The sequence below is a fragment of the Vibrio sp. AND4 genome (genome assembly GCF_000171815.1).
GTDB lineage: Bacteria > Pseudomonadota > Gammaproteobacteria > Enterobacterales > Vibrionaceae > Vibrio.
Map to the genome: position 1 here is coordinate 172,524 of NZ_ABGR01000002.1, position 16,763 is coordinate 189,286.

Genomic DNA, 16,763 nt, shown 5'->3' on the forward strand with positions numbered 1-16,763 from the left:
ACAATGTTACCAGCTTGCAAAGCGAACAAAACCTTAATATTCAAAGCCATGATGATTGCTTCGCAAATTGTGTGCAAATTCACAACCCATTGAATCAATGAGATTCTTGTTCTGAGAAAGACTCGCTCATGTTGGCGAAAATAAAAAGCACTGATTGGAGGTCAGTGCTTTAAACTGGATACGAGTGTTTGTTTGAGTATACGCCTGTTTTTTAGCCGTCACTAATGATGAAGAATTTGAGCCAAGAAATTCTGAGTTCGATCCGATTGCGGGTTCTCAAAGAAGTCGACTGGGTTGTTTTCTTCTATGATCTCACCTGCATCCATAAAGATAACGCGATCAGCGACTTCCTTTGCAAAACCCATCTCGTGCGTTACGCATAGCATGGTCATGCCTTCTTCAGCTAGTTCTACCATGACATCAAGAACCTCACGTACCATTTCTGGATCGAGTGCTGATGTTGGCTCATCAAACAACATCACCTTCGGATTCATACAGAGTGATCGGGCGATGGCCACACGCTGTTGTTGACCACCTGAAAGTTGCCCCGGGTATTTATCAGCTTGATCTGGGATCTTAACTCGTTCTAGGTATTGCATTGCGATGGCTTCTGCCTCGGCTTTTGGCATTTTCTTAACCCAAATCGGCGCAAGTGAACAATTTTCTAAAACGGTTAGATGAGGAAAAAGGTTGAAATGCTGAAAGCACATGCCCACCTCACGACGAACGGCCTCGATATTTTTAAGATCCTCTGTAAGCTCGGTACCAGAAACATAAATACTACCAGCTTGATGCTCTTCCAAGCGGTTAATACAACGAATCATGGTCGATTTACCGGAACCAGAAGGACCGCAGATAACGATTTTTTCACCCTTTTTTACTTCTAGGTTGATGTTCTTTAGTACGTGAAACTCACCGTACCACTTGTTCATGTCTTTCAACTGAATCATATAATCTTCTTGTTGCGTCATAATACGTCCTTGATATTAATGAGCTATCTTTTGTGACCGGTATGGAGTTTGTTTTCCAGCCATATTGAGTACCGCGACATCCCAAAACAGAATACCCAAAACACTAACGCGACAAACACATAACTTTCGGTTGCGAAGCCTAACCATTCAGGGTCGGTATTCGCGGCTTGTCCGATACCTAACACGTCAAACATACCAATAATAAGTACTAGGCTGGTGTCTTTAAAGAGACCGATAAAGGTGTTCACAATTGAAGGAATGGTAATCTTTAATGCCTGGGGCAGAATAATCAGTCCGGTTTTTTTCCAGTAACTGAGACCGAGTGCATCAGCTGCTTCGTATTGACCTTTTGGAATCGCTTGTAATCCACCGCGCACAACTTCTGCCATGTATGCGGCACTGAACATGACTACGCCTATAAGAGCCCGTATTAGCTTGTCTGTCTCTGATCCTTCGGATAAGAAAAGAGGCAGCATGACCGATGCCATGAATAGCACAGTAATCAAGGGAACGCCGCGCCAGACTTCTATGTACACCGTACAGATACTACGAATAATCGGCATATCTGAACGACGTCCAAGCGCCAAAGCAACACCAATAGGTAGTGAAACGACAATACCAACGAGCGCGATGATCAAGGTAACTAGCAAACCGCCCCATTTGTGGGTCTCAACCACCTCCAGACCAAATACGCCGCCATAAAGCAACGCAGCGATGATGAATGGATAAATGTTGACGAAGAACAACCAAATCCAAATACGTTTTGGTGTTTTCTCGTACGCAAGCAGTACAGTAAAGATAGCCAGCGTGATATAAAACAAGCGAGGACGCCAAAGCTCAGCTTCAGGGTAGAAGCCATACATAAACTGTTCCCAGCGAACACTGATGAATACCCAACAGGCTCCTTCGCGACTACAATCATCTCTGGTTGTGCCAATCCAGTCTGCATTAATGAACGCCCAATCTAGGATGTTCCAAAGCGCAGAAAATACAATATAAGCAAGAAATAGGGTGACGATGGAGTTGATTGGCCCATTAAATAGGTTTTTGCGCAGCCAGCCAACCACCCCAATAGTATTTGCTGGTGGCGGGAGGTCGGGTTGGAATTGATGTATGCTCATATTATCTCTCCACCAGTGCAACTTTACGGTTGTAAAGGTTCATCAACGCCGAAGTAATCAGGCTCAATGCCAAATAAACACCCATGGTCATCGCGATAATCTCAATCGCTTGTCCAGTTTGGTTTAAGGTGGTACCTGCGAAAACAGAAACCAAGTCCGGGTAACCAATTGCCATTGCTAGCGAGGAGTTTTTGGTTAGGTTCAGATATTGGCTGGTAAGAGGGGGGATAATAATGCGTAATGCTTGCGGAATGACCACCAACTTAAGTGTCTTAGTACGAGGAAGACCAAGTGACATCGCCGCTTCCGTTTGACCATGACTGACGGCATTAATACCAGAACGTACTATCTCAGCAATGAACGATGCAGTATAGACACTTAGCGCGAGTAACAGTGCGGCAAGTTCAGGGATGATGCTAATACCACCACGGAAGTTAAAACCTTTTAGCTCCGGATATTGCAGTGAAATAGGCATACCCGCTATAAAGTAAACGGCCAATGGTAGAACAATGACTAATCCAAAGACAATTCGGACCATTGGCGTCTGTTGTCCCGTTAAGCGCTGTTTATTTCTGGCCCATATGTAGATCAAGAAACTCGCGACAATTCCAAAAATAAATGCGGCAATAACAACGCTGCTTCCTGCTTCCCAAATTGGTGCGGGGAAGTACAAACCACGCACGTTTAAAAAGACGGCCTCACCAATACTCATACTTTGACGTGGTGAAGGGAGGGCCTGAAGAACGGCGAAATACCAAAAGAAGATTTGTAAAAGGAGTGGGATATTTCGGAACGTTTCTATATATACTGCTGCTAGCCTGCTCACCAACCAGTTGGACGACAGACGGGCTATCCCCATGATAAAACCTATGATGGTGGCGAGAATAATGCCCAGTACAGCAACCAGTGCGGTGTTAAGCAAACCGACGATAAAAGTACGACCATAAGAAAAGGTTTCATCGTATTCAATGAGTGTTAGGCCAATCCCAAAGCCTGCCTCTTGATTTAGGAAGCCAAACCCTGTTGCAATACCACGTGCTTCAAGGTTAGATAGTGCGTTGTTGACGATAGTGTAGAAGAAAAATACCAGTGCTGCGACGGCTATGAACTGGAAAAAAGCAGAGCGAAAAGCTGGATTATAGAGCAAGTTTTCACTACGCCTTGGTTTGGACATCGTACTTGGCGATGTATTATTCGTCGGTTTCATACAGCGATAACCTCAAACCTTTATGTATACATGTACTCACGAAAAAGGGCGGCATAAACCGCCCTATGGTGATCGTTGTATTAGCGAATTGGTGGCGCGTACATAAACCCGCCCGCATTCCACAGTGCATTCACGCCACGAGAAATGTTCAACGGTGAAGCAGTACCAACCGTGCGCTCGAAGCTTTCGCCATAGTTACCGACTTGTTTAATAACTTGATAGCCCCAATCGTCACGAATGCCAAGACCTTTGCCTTTCGGCCCATCCACACCGAGAATACGCTTGATGTTCGGATCCTTCGATTTCTTCATTTCGTCAACATTTTTGGAGCTAATGCCATATTCTTCTGCGTTAACCATGGTAGCTAACGTCCACTTCGCAATATTGAACCATCGGTCATCGCCTTGGCGAACTACTGGGCCTAGAGGCTCTTTTGAAATGATTTCAGGTAAAACGGTTGCAGATGACGGGTCTTCAAGGTTGAGACGCAGAGCATAAAGGCCAGATTGGTCCGTTGTTAGAACGTCACAACGGCCTGCATCAAACCCTTTAGAAGTCTGTGCTGCCGTATCAAATACGACGGGTTTGTATGCCATACCCTGATTGCGGAAGTAGTCAGCTAAGTTGAGTTCTGTCGTTGTACCTGATTGCACACAGACTGATGCGCCATCCAAATCTTTTGCACTTGAAACTTCAAGATCTTTTTTAACCATGAACCCTTGGCCGTCGTAATAGTTCACTCCGACAAAGTTCAGGCCTAAAGCTGTGTCGCGATGAAGTGTCCAGGTGGTATTACGTGAAAGCACATCGATTTCACCCGATTGAAGTGCGGTGAAACGTTCTTTCGCGGTCAGGGGGACATATTTAACTTTCGATTTATCCCCAAGAACGGCGGCAGCCAGTGCTTGGCAATATTCTACGTCAATACCTTCCCATTCTCCTTTTGCGTTAGGGTTTGAGAAGCCAGGTAGACCGGTGCTTACGCCACAGTTGAGGAAACCTTGTTTTGTGACTTTTTCCAGAGTACCGTCAGCGGCATGTGCTGTAGTAGCCAACATGGTGGTAGAAGCCGCGATAACGGAAGCTAGAATAGTGAGTTTATTTGCCATATGTATCCATCCTGTATGATCCATGTTTGATCAGGAGCGTCCTGATACAACGTGTCCAATTCATCTGTGTTTTCGTCCTATATGATTGATTTTTAGACAAACCGCCATCTTCAAATCAGTCAGTAGTAAGCGTAGGAAAGGATTTGCTAATTCTCAAATATATAATTTACAGAAGGTTTTGGTGAGAAGTCACAAAATGCCTTGCGGATTAGAATGGCGAACTGTTAATTGTTTGTAAATAGTGCAACTAATTGTAGAAATTAGTGCATCAGCACAATCGGTAAAATAAGAAAAAAAAAGTAGGACAAATAACTTATTATTAAAACTATCACTAGCGAAAAGTGGTTCTAGTAGCCAAAAATTTGAACAAATATTATTTGTGAAGTCGAAACAAGGTGAAGTGATTGCCTCATTTTTGATAGCATGAACCTAGATTGTTATTTGAAGTGGTCATGGATTGAATGCGATATTTTCCTCTGTTCTTAGATTTAGTAAACAAACCGGTTCTGATTGTCGGTGGTGGCGAAGTAGCAAGCCGCAAGGTGGAGGCATTGTTGAAGGCTGGGGCGAATGTCACTATTGTCTCCCCAACGGTTGTCGACTTCCTCGATAACCTTGCCCGAGCACATCAAGTTGATTGGATTCAAAGGTTTTATTCAAGTGACATTGTCACAAAGTCATTCATTCAAGTATGGGCGACGACGGATAATCCAGAGTTAAACCATCAAGTCTACAAAGATGCCAAAGAGCTCGGTATTCTTGTTAACGTTGTTGACGATAAACCTTATTGCGACTTTATTACGCCTTCAATGATCAACCGTGGTCGTATTCAAGTTGCCATCTCAAGTGGTGGCGCGTCACCGGTGTTGATTCGCAACATTCGTGAAAAGCTTGAATCGATCCTCCCACAAAATATGGAGTTAATGGCGGAGTTTGCTAATTCTAAACGGAATTCGATTAAACAAGTCCTTCCTAACGTTGATTTGCGTCGAAAGTTTTGGGAAAGCTATTTTTCACACCCAGAAGTGGAAAACGCCCGCGATAACCGAGAGCTCGAAGTTATTTATCAACAAACCTTGTCCGAGCCCTTAGATGAGACAGGCAGTTGTACTTGGATTCAAGTAGGTAAAGATGTTGAGATGTTACCGATCAAAGCTGTTCGCTACATGCAGCAGGCGGAACTCGTACTTTATTCAACCAAATGCAAATCCGATGTGATGGAGCTGGTGAGAAGAGACGCGGAACGTGAGGCATTTGATCATGCTACTGAGCTTTCGGATCTGTTAAGTAAAGCCAAAGAAAATAAGCTGCGGGTGTGCGTATTCATCCCTCAGGGTACAAGTGAGTTCTCTCTGCTGCAAGGGCGAGACTTGGTTATTTAACTCTTTAATTTTAAGGTAATTGTGCACCTTTAAACGAATACCAATTCATTCTCGCTGAACCACGTATCTTTAGGTTACATGATTCCCCTTGGTTTAGTGATTATACATACCAAAAACAAACGCCGACGAGATAATCGTCGGCGTTTTCATTCAACTATTGTTATTCACCCGAGAGTTACTATTTACTCAGGGTCCATATCTACTCAAAGTAAAAGAAAAGGGGAGCGCAATTAATCTCGGAAGTTATTGTACTGAAATGGGATACCCATTTCTGCTTCACGGATCGCTGCCATTGTCGCTTGTAAGTCATCACGCTTCTTACCCGTTACGCGAACTTTTTCGCCTTGGATAGATGCTTGCACTTTGAGTTTTGCATCTTTAATTAGCTTCACGACTTTTTTCGCAGTGGGCGTATCTATACCTTGGCGGAAAGCGATATTTTGGTGCCAGTTCTTACCTGTCGCTTCTGGAGTTTTTGCGTCCATAGCATTCGCATCAATGTTTCGCTTTGCTAAGTGGCTACGTAGGATGTCACGCATTTGCTTCAGCTGGAACTCGCCTTCTGCTGACACTTTTACATTTTCTTCTACTAGCTCAAAGCTTGCTTTTACATTGCGGAAATCGAAACGAGTGGATAATTCACGGTTAGCGTTATCAACCGCGTTACGCAGTTCAACGGTATCAATTTCTGAAACAATATCAAACGATGGCATGAGGATTCCTTGATTATCTTGTTATAGGGAAATTACTTACTGGATTTTACGGCTTCTGCCAGCATATCTAGCATAGTCACAGTATCATTCCAACTCAGGCATGGGTCAGTGATAGATTGCCCATAAGTAAGGTTGTCGATATCAGCCATAGACTGGTTGCCTTCAATGATAAAGCTTTCTGCCATGATCCCCGCTATGCGGTGGCTGCCAGATTTAATCTGATCACAAATATCTTGAGCCACTTCAATTTGTTTACGATGCTGCTTCTGACAGTTCGCATGGCTAAAGTCTACAATCAAGCGTTGTGGCAAATCGAATTCGGCCAGAGATTCGCACGTTTGTTTTACAGAGGCTTTGTCAAAGTTCGGGCCTTTGTCACCGCCGCGAAGGATGATGTGCCCGTAGGGGTTACCACTCGTGCGGTAAACCGTCATGCGCCCACTTTTGTCTGGAGAATAAAAATAGTGAGATGCTTTAGAAGCACGAATCGCATCAATCGCAATTTTTACATTGCCATTTGTACCGTTTTTGAATCCAACTGGGCAAGACAGGGCTGAAGCCATTTCGCGGTGGATTTGTGATTCTGTTGTGCGAGCACCAATGGCCCCCCAGGAAATCAGATCGGCGATATACTGACCTGTAATCATATCAAGAAACTCTGTAGCGGTGGCAAGACCAAGCTTGTTGATATCCAGGAGCAGTTTGCGTGCCTTATGAAGGCCTGCTTCAAGGGCGTATGAACCGTCTAGGTTCGGGTCGGTAATCAAGCCTTTCCAACCAACAACGGTACGAGGCTTTTCAAAATAAGTACGCATGACGATGAGTAGCTCATCTTTGTACTTGTCTTGGATATTCGCGAGGCGAGTTGCATAGTCGATCGCCGCTTCAGTGTCATGAACTGAACATGGGCCAACAATAGCGAGGATACGATTATCCTTACCAGTTAAAATATTCTCAATTTGACGACGAGATTGAGCGATGTGGTCAGCGAGCTCATCGGTAATAGGATGTACGCTTCCCAGCTCTGCGGGTGTAGGCATCGGACCCAAGGCTTGGGATCTCAATTCATCTGTTTTGATAGGCATGTTATAGCTTTATTCTCTTTTTCGTAGCGGTAAAGATAACGGATTTACAATGAGGAATAAACCGTTTCACGGGATTCTTATTTAGTAAATAGCGAAATGTATCTGATGTTGCTTTCTATCATAAGTGACGCTTATGTATAAATGACAAAAATAAGTTAGGAGATCAATACCTAGTCGATTGAATTTATAACTATTTTTTCTATCTGCTAGCCCGATAGCCTTGCAAAATGCACTTGGTCAAACAGTGACGGCAGAAATTTCCACTAGTACAAAAATTGCTTGGTAAAGAAAACCGTTTGAGAACGAGAAATTTCGATACCGAGATCGAGTTGCTATTAACATTTCTTTGACATTTTTAAGTCTGGTTGATTAACTGGTCTGACTAGCTTGTTAAGGAGATCGATATGTTATCTGCCGTTCGCCACGCAAATCTCTACTTAAAATTCTTTGGTTTTTCCAAGGTACCGCTTATTTGGTTATGTCGTCCAAAGATCTTAGCGATTGACGATCAGCATGTCGAAGTCAAAATTCCACTGAGACGTCGAACAAAGAACCATCTCAATAGTATGTATTTCGGTGCGCTTGCTGTTGGAGCGGATGTAGCGGGGGGCTTTCTCGCCATGAGTAAAGCACAACAGCAAGGTGAGCGCATTTCCCTGGCGTTTAAAAGTGTGTCAGCCGAGTTTCTAAAGCGTCCAGAAGGGGATGTTCATTTCGTTTGTTACGATGGTCCATTAATTGATGAAATGCTTCGGTCGACATTAGAGACAGGTGAGCGTGTTAACCAAGATGTGAAAATTACGGCGTTATGTCCAAGCATAAGTGGCGATGAACCAATGGCCGAGTTTTCTTTGACGCTTTCGATAAAAAAAGCAGCTTAGGAACAAACTGCTTGCGTGAACATCTGATATTACGGATCAACCGTTATGTTTTAAACCAAGTCGATTTGTTCAATTGATACAATCTTAGAGCGGTTTAAAACCACCTTCCAACGATAGTAAATGGCTTCCTCAGTGTGATTATCCTCTTTGACAATCACATTGAGCAGATGACGCTTTTCAACGGACTCTTTACTGACTTGCCCATCGTTCAATCGATATACTCGGTTGGAGCTTTTATCCATCAAGCGAATAATTGGACGTAAACTCATGTTCAATGTCTCGCGAGTCTGCTCGTAGCCGCTCAGGAATGATGAAGTCGCCATTTCGGTCTTAGCATGATAATGAAGAATTTTCTCTTCACGCTGAACGACTCGTTTTTTACGAATGCTTTGAATACGGTCAGGCAAACTTGAGAGTGAACGGTAATCTAGCCATTCTAACTTTCGACCAACGACTTTCTTTGTTGTCGGGTCCATATACTTTTTACGCCATTTTGGTTTATCTTTGCGAATCCAACGCCACATAGCATCCCGCAGATCATCTTTGAAGATCTCACGAAGCGCATAGATGAATGACAAAGCGATAATAAATGACGCAGAAATCTCGCCTAAATAATCTCGCGCAAGTATCACTGTACTCGTCACAACGACCATCACCAAGCCTGTCGCAATCCCTTTAATTGCTCGCTTAATATTATTGCCCATGGACATGGTCTTTTCACTCAGGACAATAGGGTGTTCGATCAAACGTCTTAGCAAACGCATCTTGTTCGACAGGCGAGTGACATCATCCATCACGCTCACCGAGTTATAGTTGTTAAGTTTACGGTGTGCTTGTTCTTTCTCACACAACGTAATTAAGCGTTCTTTAATCGTACCGTAATCACCTTCACGAGGTAGATGAGCAACAAGAGATAGGAATCTCTGCTCGGTATACCAAGATAGGTAGTTATCAATGTTGACATAGTAGCGCTTGAGGTTTTCTTCATACGGAATCGAACGGCGCAGACGCTTTAGGATATCGAGTGTCAGTTCAATGACTTCATCCACTTCTTCTGCGGTTACGCTGTCATTTTCATGTTTATTCAGTGCGGCTACCGCTTTATCAAGTGCTATAACGTATTGATATGCAAATAAACTTAAACTAACGCGATACTGGCGACTGGACAAGTGGCCACGTTTAGCCAGACGGCTGTGTACTAATGGCAGCAGCACTTCCGTACTGTAATAAGATCGTTTTTGTGTGATAGACGTGTAGTAGTACTCAGACTCACTGATGATGTCGGAATTCAAACCCAACTCACCAGGGATAAAAATGTAGATATCAAGGTCGAGCGTTTTACTCTTTGCCAGCGCGTGGCTAATTTTTAAAGTTACCGAGTCTTGTTTGTCAACAGTGACCAAGGAAGGCTCCTGATTTTTCTAACGCATCCTATACTCATAAGCGTCCGATAATTAAATTAACTTAAGTTCGGGCTAGGATAAATTCTCGTATATTCAAAGCATAACAGAGAGGTGCGCTTTTCTCTCTGATTTTCTTGTTAGTTTGGGTATAATTCCCCAGAAACTTTAAAAGAGACAAATTCAATGATTAAAATTGGTCAAATTAACAGCTTAGAAGTCATTAAAACGGCTGATTTTGGTGTATTTCTGGATGGTGAGGATTATGGTTCGGTATTGCTACCCAATAAATATGTCCCAGAGGGTACTGAGCTTGGTGCTCATCTTGACGTATTTCTTTACTTCGATTCAGAAAGTCAGCTAGCTGCGACCATTGATAAGCCCATCGCTCAAGTCGGTGAATGGGGCCTAATGAAAATCGAAGGCATTAATAATACAGGTGCGTTCGTCAATTGGGGTATAAAAGAAAAAGATCTTCTCATCCCGTTTAGTGAGCAGAGAGCTCGTTTTACAGCGGGTCAAATCTTACTCGTTTACGTATACACAGATAAAGCCTCTGGCCGTATTGTCGGTACAACAAAGTTCAACAAATGGCTAGATAAAACGCCAGCTAACTACGAAGTGAACGAACAAGTTGATTTGATTATCGCAGAGCGCAGCGAACTTGGTTACAAGGCGATTGTTAATGGTGAACATTGGGGCATGATTTTCCCATCAGACGTGTTTGGTAAACTCTTCATCGGTAAAAAGCTTAAAGGCTACATCAAACAAGTTCGTGAAGACGGCAAGATTGATCTAGCGTTACAAAAAGTTGGTGTGGCGAAGATGGATGATCTATCCAGTAAGATCATAGAACTGCTGGAAAAGAAGGGGGGATTTTTACCTTTGAATGATAAATCCTCTCCAGAAGCGATTTTCGACGCATTCCGAACCAGTAAAGGCACATATAAAAAGACCATTGGGGCTCTCTATAAAGCAGGTAAAATCGTTATCGAAAAAGACGGTATAAAACTTGTTTAATAATCGATGATCTAATTATGTTTTAACGTTAGATTCTCTGTAGAAATAGAATCCACTGCAAGCAACAGACTTAATTGTAAAGAGAGTCTTATGTTGATGGTTCGAGTCTCAATGAATGAGTTTTGACTCTCAGCGTTGAAGTGTTATAAAAAAATGGCCCAAACTCATCCTTATTTGGGCCTAGGGGGAAGAGGCTCTACGATAGAGCCTGCGCTAAACTTTGTGACCTGCACTTATTGCTAGCTAAACATAAAGAGAAGTGTCGTTTCAAAGCGATACTCTAATACGTCAAGTTTAGTACAGGTCGCTCGGATCGCTAGTGAACCCAGTGCCATCAAGCTTTCGAATGAAAAAGCCATCGTTAATACGACGGCTTTTTCATAGTTTTATGGCGTGTCGCTTTGTGTTTAAAATAAGTTTTTATCACGTACCAGTTCACGCGGCAGACCGTTTTTAATGCGATTGCTTACCCATTTCCCAAGGCCAATAATCGCACCTTCGTATTTCACGAACACTTCGCCTTTACCTGTCTTCATACCTGCTGGAATGTTTTGTGGGCGAACATCGCGGCCCATGTACCACTCGCGTGCTTCTTCAATTGTTAATTCAATTGTGTTTTTCTCGTCGCCAGTTGCTAGGGCTGTCGCAACTTGATGTTGCCAGCGATAACCGTTTTTATGCGTTTCTGCAATTTTAATACCCATTCGAGAGAAACGCAGTTCGCCAATCATTGGCTCTAGTGAATCTGGAAAAAGCCATACATCTTTCTCACGAACCCATAATGTGCTGTCTTCAGGCAGTTTGATGTCCATCGTATTTTGCAGCTGATTTGCAATCTGGGCTGACTCTTTGTTTGATGCTTTCACAAATGGGAATTTGCCCATGCGTTTTTTCACTTCTGGAGCATCGACTGCTGTAAGTTTACGAATACGAGCGACGAAGAAGCCCTCGCAGTCATAAACTTGGGGGAAAATATGCAAAAAGCCTTCGTCTGTTAGCGATGTTTCTGCATTTTCGAACAGATCTTTTAAGCTCTCGAATTCAACCGCGTCGCCAAATGTCTCTTTTAGGTGATGACAAACTTGTTGGTTTTCTTCCGTACTCAATGTACAGGTTGAATAAACCATCACTCCACCCGGTTTGAGTGCATGGAACGCACTTTCAATCAGGTCTTTCTGTGTATCTGCGATTTCGATAACCGACGCTTGGGTCCAGTTCTTCATTGCATCTTCATCTTTGCGAACCGTGCCTTCACCCGAGCAAGGGGCGTCAAGTAAAACAGCATCAAACTGTTCTGGTAACCAGCCGCCAAAGACACGACCATCGAAATTGCTTAATGCCGCGTTACGTACGCCACAACGTTCAATGTTTGCATGCAGAACCTTGACCCGGCTCGCCGCATACTCGTTTGCGACCAAAATACCTTCGTTGTTCATTAATGCGGCGATTTGAGTGGTCTTTGAACCTGGTGCCGCAGCAGTATCAAGAACCGAATCAAACGTTTCATTGGTCATGAATAGGGCAGATACTGGCATCATCGAACTGGCTTCTTGAATGTAAAATAGGCCTGACATGTGTTCTGCGGTATTACCAAGTGGGACAACCGATTCATCCGCTTCAATCCAAAAGCCCGTTTCACACCAAGGTACGGGGGAAAGCTTCCAACCTTTTGCATCCGCACGTTCTAGAAATGCATCAACGCTGATCTTTAGGGTATTAACACGAATACTTTTGCGTAGAGGCTTCTGGCATGACGCGATAAAGTCTTCCATGTTGAGATGAGTTGGAAGTATGGTCTGGATTTTTTCCAGAAAAGCTTCTGGGATGTAAACGTTAGGATGCAAAGTAAAATCTCGATTGAAGAATTTGCTGCAAATGATATACGAAAGCAGTTAAGAAACGAATAGCCACAAAGGTTTGAGTAATAAAAAAGAGCAGCGATAGCTGCTCTTTTGGTTACTCTTTTTCTCTTAACCCATCATGGCCTTGGAATTGCGGTACGCCACTGAGTCCAAGCTTCTTCCGCCTCAGGGTATAAGTAGAAAGAGTGCCCATTTTTCGCCGCTGGTGGAATTTTTGATTGCTCTGGCGTTGAGAAAGCAATCCCGCCACGTACTAAGCTATCAAAAGTACCCGCTTTGATGTTCGCACCGCCCAGACCAATAGAAACATCCACGCCAGATACGTTCCAGAACACGCTGTTTTGACGGACAAGGTAAGCGTATTCTGGTTGGATCTCGATCTTCGTAACGATGCGATCAGCAAACTCACCCAAGGTCACTTTGGTGACACGGCCAACTTCCAACTGTCGATAGAGAATAGGGGTGCCTACTTGAACAGAGCCACGTTGTTCGCTTTGTAATGTGAAGGATATGCCTTGTTCGGTTTGCTTATCCTTTGCCAAATCAAATTGAAATTTTGCTGCACCTTTACCTGGCTCTACGCTGATGGATTTCGATACTAATGATCCCAAGTTCTTAACACCACCTAAACCGATTTCAGGTTGCGTTAACCAAAAATGTGACCCGGTCACTGCGATGTTTTCGACATATTCGGGAAGAATTCTGGCGCTAACTTCGACGATTTTACGCTTAAAATTCGGAACCACCACGGTGACTTCTCCGACTTTTACACCCTGATATTTGATCGGCATACCTCTGGTTACTTCTTGGCTACCGTCTGTTTCTAGTGCAATGACACGACCAAACTTACGAGCTTGGTTTTGATCTTTATAAAGCTTCCAACGTTGACCAACTTTGTTCTCTATGCCAGGTATGGAGTCGAAAGCAATACCACCTTTAATTAATGTTTTGAGGGGGTGTGCTTTCACAGTTATTCCTGCTAAAGAAGCATCAATCTCAACACCTGAGCGATTCCAAAATACGGTTTGTGCGCTGAGCAGATGAGCGTAACGATTCTCAATGGTCGCTTTGACCACCACACCCCCGTCAACCAAGCTGAAGTCTGAAATGTTACCGACAGGTAAGTTACGATAAAGTAATGGACTGCCTTTCGAAATCGGTGGTAGCTCACTGGCAAACAGACTTAACGTTTTCGAACCGGTCTGGTTATACCTGGCCAGTTCCGCTAGTGAAGCGCTTTGGAACAGTTGGTATTCATTTTGGATCTTCTCTTTTCCCTGACTTACAAAACTGATTGAACCAGTTAGAAGCTGCTTAGCAGGGGGGACGGTTACACTCAAACCTGATTCGGTCAACTCCGCGGACGCACTACCAGTGACGTAAAATCGGTTATCCGCTTTAATCAAACGTTTGTACTCATTATCAATAAGGACATCCATGAATACTTCATGTTTCGAGGTTTGTGCTTTTGTTTTGTCAAGTAAGCCAACTTTAATGATCGAACCCACAACTATGCCTTTGTAAAGTACGTTGGCACCAGTATCTAGACCAAAAGAATTGTCCGAGACTAAGCGGATAGCAATTGATTTTTGTTGTTGTTGGTTAAAGACATTTTTGCGAATTGCGGTAAAACGACGAGCGCGTTCACCTTCTCCCGGAACTATGGTTAAAAAGTTGCCACGGACGAGGTTGGTAATGTTTTCCACCCCTGAGAGGGAAACTTTTGCTTCTTCAAGAACAAAACGCGTTCCAGAAGTTAACATATCGCTAAAGGCTGGTTGGATGGCGGCTGATGCTAAAATGACTTCACGACCTTTAGAAAGGTGCAAATCCGTGATTTGGCCCACCTCGATTCCGCGGTACATAATGGGTGCGCCTTCACCACTGATATTATTATCGTCAGGAAGGGTGATTTTAATTGGAATACCTCGACCTGCGGTTTTGAGATCTTTATACAGGCGGAATTCGGTATTTTCTTTCACAGGTTCACCATCATCTGGCGAATCTACTGCAATTGCCCCTCCAAGGAGGGCGCTCATGCTTTCAAAACGAATGTCTACACCATCAAACCCGATACTGGCGCCAATACCACTGACATTCCAAAAACGGCTGCGACTGTTAATTAGGTGCTGGTATTGTTCTTGAATATTAGCTTGAATGGTGATGGATTTGGTGTCGTCGTTCAGTTGATAGCTGAAAACTTCGCCAATTGGGATCTTTTTATAGATAATCTTTGAGCCAATTGAAACGCCCCCCAGATCACGGCTCTTCATTTTGATATTTAGGCCTTGTGTCACGCGTAAATCAGTAGGCGCTGAGTCAAGTGCATGAAAGCTTGTTTCAAACTCTTCGCCGTCACCAGGCTGAATAGCAATGTAATTACCAGATACGAGAGCGTCAAGCCCGGAAACACCAGTCAAGCTTGCTGTCGGCTTTACTAGCCAAAACCGCGTTTTGTCGTTCAGCAATTTTGTGGCTTCCGGATAGATATCTGCGTCGACATAAATACTGCCTAAATCTTCGGAAAGGTTAATATCTCGAACCATACCTACTTCTAATCCCTGATAGCGGATGGTCGTTCGGCCAGCGACCAAACCTGCTGCATCGGAGAAGTATATTTGTACACCTTGTCCTGCGTCATGAATTGATTTCATAACGAGCCATCCGGCTAATACCATGGTCAAAATCGGCAATAACCAAAGGGGAGATATACCTTTTCTCCTCTTTACGTCTGGCTCGTATGACGTTTGAGAACTGTTCTGATCACTCATTAACTGACTCTTTTTCTGATTGTGTCTGGGCTTGGTCCCAAATAAACCTTGGGTCAATGCTCTCTGCCGCGAGCATGGTAAATATGACCACGGCACCGAAAGCAACTGCGCCATATCCCGGCGTGAAGTCGAGAATCTGTCCGCGATCGACTAAGGTCATCATGATAGAAATAACAAATAAGTCCATCACGGACCATTTACCGATCCATTTTACTGCAAAGTAAACCATCATTCGCTGTCTCCGAAACACCGAACGTTTAAACTTAATACATAACAATATGTATGTAAGTCCTAGAATCTTGGCGACTGGAACCACGATACTGGCGACAAAAATAATAATAGCGATGCCATACATCCCACTTTTAACCAAGCCCGCGACGCCCGAGAATATAGTATCTTCTAGACGTTTACCATTGGTCAGCAAGATGGAAATTGGAATCAAGTTAGCAGGGAAGATCGCAATCGTCGCAGCGGCCAAATATGCCCACGTCTTCTGAATAGAGTTCGGTTTACGGTGATGCAATTCATTATGGCAGCGAGGGCAACGATCACCTTCAGGCTGTGATAGGTGACATTCATGGCAATGTATGTCTTTATGCTTAAAATCATAATTGGTCTCAGGTCGCCAGGCTTCCCAATAGCGACGGACGCTGATCCGAGATATTAATAAAACGGTGAAAACTTGCAGTAGGACAAGCCCAATTAAGCCGGGTCCAACAAATATATCGGAGTAATCTTGCAGCTTAAAGCAGGAAATAGCGATGCTCACAAGAAATACATCCAGCATCACCCAATGTTTCAGATGCTGAATTAGCCAAAGTGAGACACGTAGGCCCTTAAACCAACGCTTATGCAACGACCAATGAGCAGTCACAACGGCGCTACATACTATGAGTGGAGCGAGCGAGCTGCAAAACAGAATCAAAATAGAGAGAAGAATAAAGCCCTCTTGAAAAAGTGTGATCATTCCTGAAGGCAAGGTCGCCGGTATCATCACTCCGAACAGACGAATACTGATGAAGTTAAAAAAGTGCGAGGGAATAAATAGCAAAATACAGGTAACAGCAATAGCAAGATTACCCGACAAGCTAGGTCTACCACCACGGTACAATTGTGTACCACACCGTGGGCAGTATGCACTTTTACGACTTGGCAAGTCGATGATATCGACGGGAAGTTCACAACCTTGGCATAAGCGAATGTTAGTCGGCTGCGCCGCGAGTTTAGACAGAGAGGTCATG

General features: G+C 43.7%; 13 protein-coding genes. 3 read left to right on the forward strand and 10 right to left on the reverse strand.

Features of this window, described 5'->3' with window-relative positions; translation table 11 throughout:
- Positions 1-221 precede the first annotated feature (221 nt).
- The 4 genes from AND4_RS03475 to AND4_RS03490 form a co-directional block, all read right to left on the reverse strand.
- On the reverse strand, positions 222-971 hold the full coding sequence (locus AND4_RS03475; protein WP_009841522.1) for an amino acid ABC transporter ATP-binding protein: 750 nt from the start codon (positions 969-971) through the stop codon (positions 222-224).
- Between the two features lie 23 nt (positions 972-994).
- Positions 995-2,092, reverse strand: coding sequence for an amino acid ABC transporter permease (locus tag AND4_RS03480; protein ID WP_009841523.1), 1,098 nt, complete (start codon positions 2,090-2,092; stop codon positions 995-997).
- 1 nt (position 2,093) lies between these two features.
- Positions 2,094-3,299, reverse strand: a complete 1,206-nt coding sequence (locus AND4_RS03485; RefSeq protein ID WP_009841524.1) for an amino acid ABC transporter permease — start codon at positions 3,297-3,299, stop codon at positions 2,094-2,096.
- 80 nt (positions 3,300-3,379) lie between these two features.
- Positions 3,380-4,408, reverse strand: a complete 1,029-nt coding sequence (locus tag AND4_RS03490) for an amino acid ABC transporter substrate-binding protein (protein WP_009841525.1) — start codon at positions 4,406-4,408, stop codon at positions 3,380-3,382.
- A 461-nt stretch (positions 4,409-4,869) separates the two neighbouring features.
- On the opposite strand from AND4_RS03490, the gene AND4_RS03495 reads away from it, so the two are divergent.
- Positions 4,870-5,790 (forward strand): bifunctional precorrin-2 dehydrogenase/sirohydrochlorin ferrochelatase, encoded by a 921-nt coding sequence (locus tag AND4_RS03495; RefSeq protein ID WP_009841526.1) that lies wholly within the window; start codon positions 4,870-4,872, stop codon positions 5,788-5,790.
- A gap of 230 nt (positions 5,791-6,020) precedes the next feature.
- Here the strand turns inward: AND4_RS03495 and AND4_RS03500 are convergent, their stop codons facing one another.
- Positions 6,021-6,503, reverse strand: a complete 483-nt coding sequence (locus AND4_RS03500; protein WP_009841527.1) for a YajQ family cyclic di-GMP-binding protein — start codon at positions 6,501-6,503, stop codon at positions 6,021-6,023.
- 32 nt (positions 6,504-6,535) lie between these two features.
- Positions 6,536-7,588 (reverse strand): 3-deoxy-7-phosphoheptulonate synthase, encoded by a 1,053-nt coding sequence (locus tag AND4_RS03505; protein ID WP_009841528.1) that lies wholly within the window; start codon positions 7,586-7,588, stop codon positions 6,536-6,538.
- 404 nt (positions 7,589-7,992) lie between these two features.
- Here AND4_RS03505 and AND4_RS03510 point away from each other — a divergent pair, with 404 nt between their 5' ends.
- A complete protein-coding gene (locus tag AND4_RS03510; protein WP_009841529.1) occupies positions 7,993-8,469 on the forward strand; it encodes a DUF4442 domain-containing protein in 477 nt (158 codons plus the stop codon).
- Between the two features lie 50 nt (positions 8,470-8,519).
- Here the strand turns inward: AND4_RS03510 and AND4_RS03515 are convergent, their stop codons facing one another.
- Positions 8,520-9,872 carry a hypothetical protein gene (locus tag AND4_RS03515; RefSeq protein WP_009841530.1) on the reverse strand — a complete coding sequence of 451 codons (1,353 nt, stop codon included), beginning with the start codon at positions 9,870-9,872 and terminating at the stop codon, positions 8,520-8,522.
- A 183-nt stretch (positions 9,873-10,055) separates the two neighbouring features.
- On the opposite strand from AND4_RS03515, the gene AND4_RS03520 reads away from it, so the two are divergent.
- On the forward strand, positions 10,056-10,889 hold the full coding sequence (locus tag AND4_RS03520; protein ID WP_009841531.1) for a S1-like domain-containing RNA-binding protein: 834 nt from the start codon (positions 10,056-10,058) through the stop codon (positions 10,887-10,889).
- Between the two features lie 407 nt (positions 10,890-11,296).
- On the opposite strand, the gene rsmF is transcribed toward AND4_RS03520, so the two are convergent.
- The 3 genes from rsmF to AND4_RS03535 form a co-directional block, all read right to left on the reverse strand.
- Positions 11,297-12,733, reverse strand: a complete 1,437-nt coding sequence (gene rsmF / locus AND4_RS03525) for a 16S rRNA (cytosine(1407)-C(5))-methyltransferase RsmF (protein WP_009841532.1) — start codon at positions 12,731-12,733, stop codon at positions 11,297-11,299.
- Between the two features lie 134 nt (positions 12,734-12,867).
- Complete coding sequence (locus AND4_RS03530; protein WP_009841533.1) at positions 12,868-15,522, reverse strand: MlaD family protein; 2,655 nt, start codon at positions 15,520-15,522, stop codon at positions 12,868-12,870.
- Positions 15,515-16,762 (reverse strand): paraquat-inducible protein A, encoded by a 1,248-nt coding sequence (locus tag AND4_RS03535; protein ID WP_009841534.1) that lies wholly within the window; start codon positions 16,760-16,762, stop codon positions 15,515-15,517. Before AND4_RS03535 ends, AND4_RS03530 begins: the two co-directional genes overlap by 8 nt.
- Position 16,763: the final 1 nt, after the last annotated feature.

What these genes read in the sequence shown, in the direction of transcription:
- AND4_RS03520 (WP_009841531.1), top strand. Translation starts at nt 10,056, where the DNA reads ATGATTAAAATTGGTCAAATTAACAGCTTAGAAGTCATTAAAACGGCT.
- AND4_RS03480 (WP_009841523.1), bottom strand. Translation starts at nt 2,092, where the DNA reads ATGAGCATACATCAATTCCAACCCGACCTCCCGCCACCAGCAAATACT.
- AND4_RS03530 (WP_009841533.1), bottom strand. Translation starts at nt 15,522, where the DNA reads ATGAGTGATCAGAACAGTTCTCAAACGTCATACGAGCCAGACGTAAAG.
- AND4_RS03495 (WP_009841526.1), top strand. Translation starts at nt 4,870, where the DNA reads ATGCGATATTTTCCTCTGTTCTTAGATTTAGTAAACAAACCGGTTCTG.
- AND4_RS03485 (WP_009841524.1), bottom strand. Translation starts at nt 3,299, where the DNA reads ATGAAACCGACGAATAATACATCGCCAAGTACGATGTCCAAACCAAGG.
- AND4_RS03490 (WP_009841525.1), bottom strand. Translation starts at nt 4,408, where the DNA reads ATGGCAAATAAACTCACTATTCTAGCTTCCGTTATCGCGGCTTCTACC.
- AND4_RS03510 (WP_009841529.1), top strand. Translation starts at nt 7,993, where the DNA reads ATGTTATCTGCCGTTCGCCACGCAAATCTCTACTTAAAATTCTTTGGT.
- AND4_RS03505 (WP_009841528.1), bottom strand. Translation starts at nt 7,588, where the DNA reads ATGCCTATCAAAACAGATGAATTGAGATCCCAAGCCTTGGGTCCGATG.
- AND4_RS03475 (WP_009841522.1), bottom strand. Translation starts at nt 971, where the DNA reads ATGACGCAACAAGAAGATTATATGATTCAGTTGAAAGACATGAACAAG.
- AND4_RS03500 (WP_009841527.1), bottom strand. Translation starts at nt 6,503, where the DNA reads ATGCCATCGTTTGATATTGTTTCAGAAATTGATACCGTTGAACTGCGT.
- AND4_RS03535 (WP_009841534.1), bottom strand. Translation starts at nt 16,762, where the DNA reads ATGACCTCTCTGTCTAAACTCGCGGCGCAGCCGACTAACATTCGCTTA.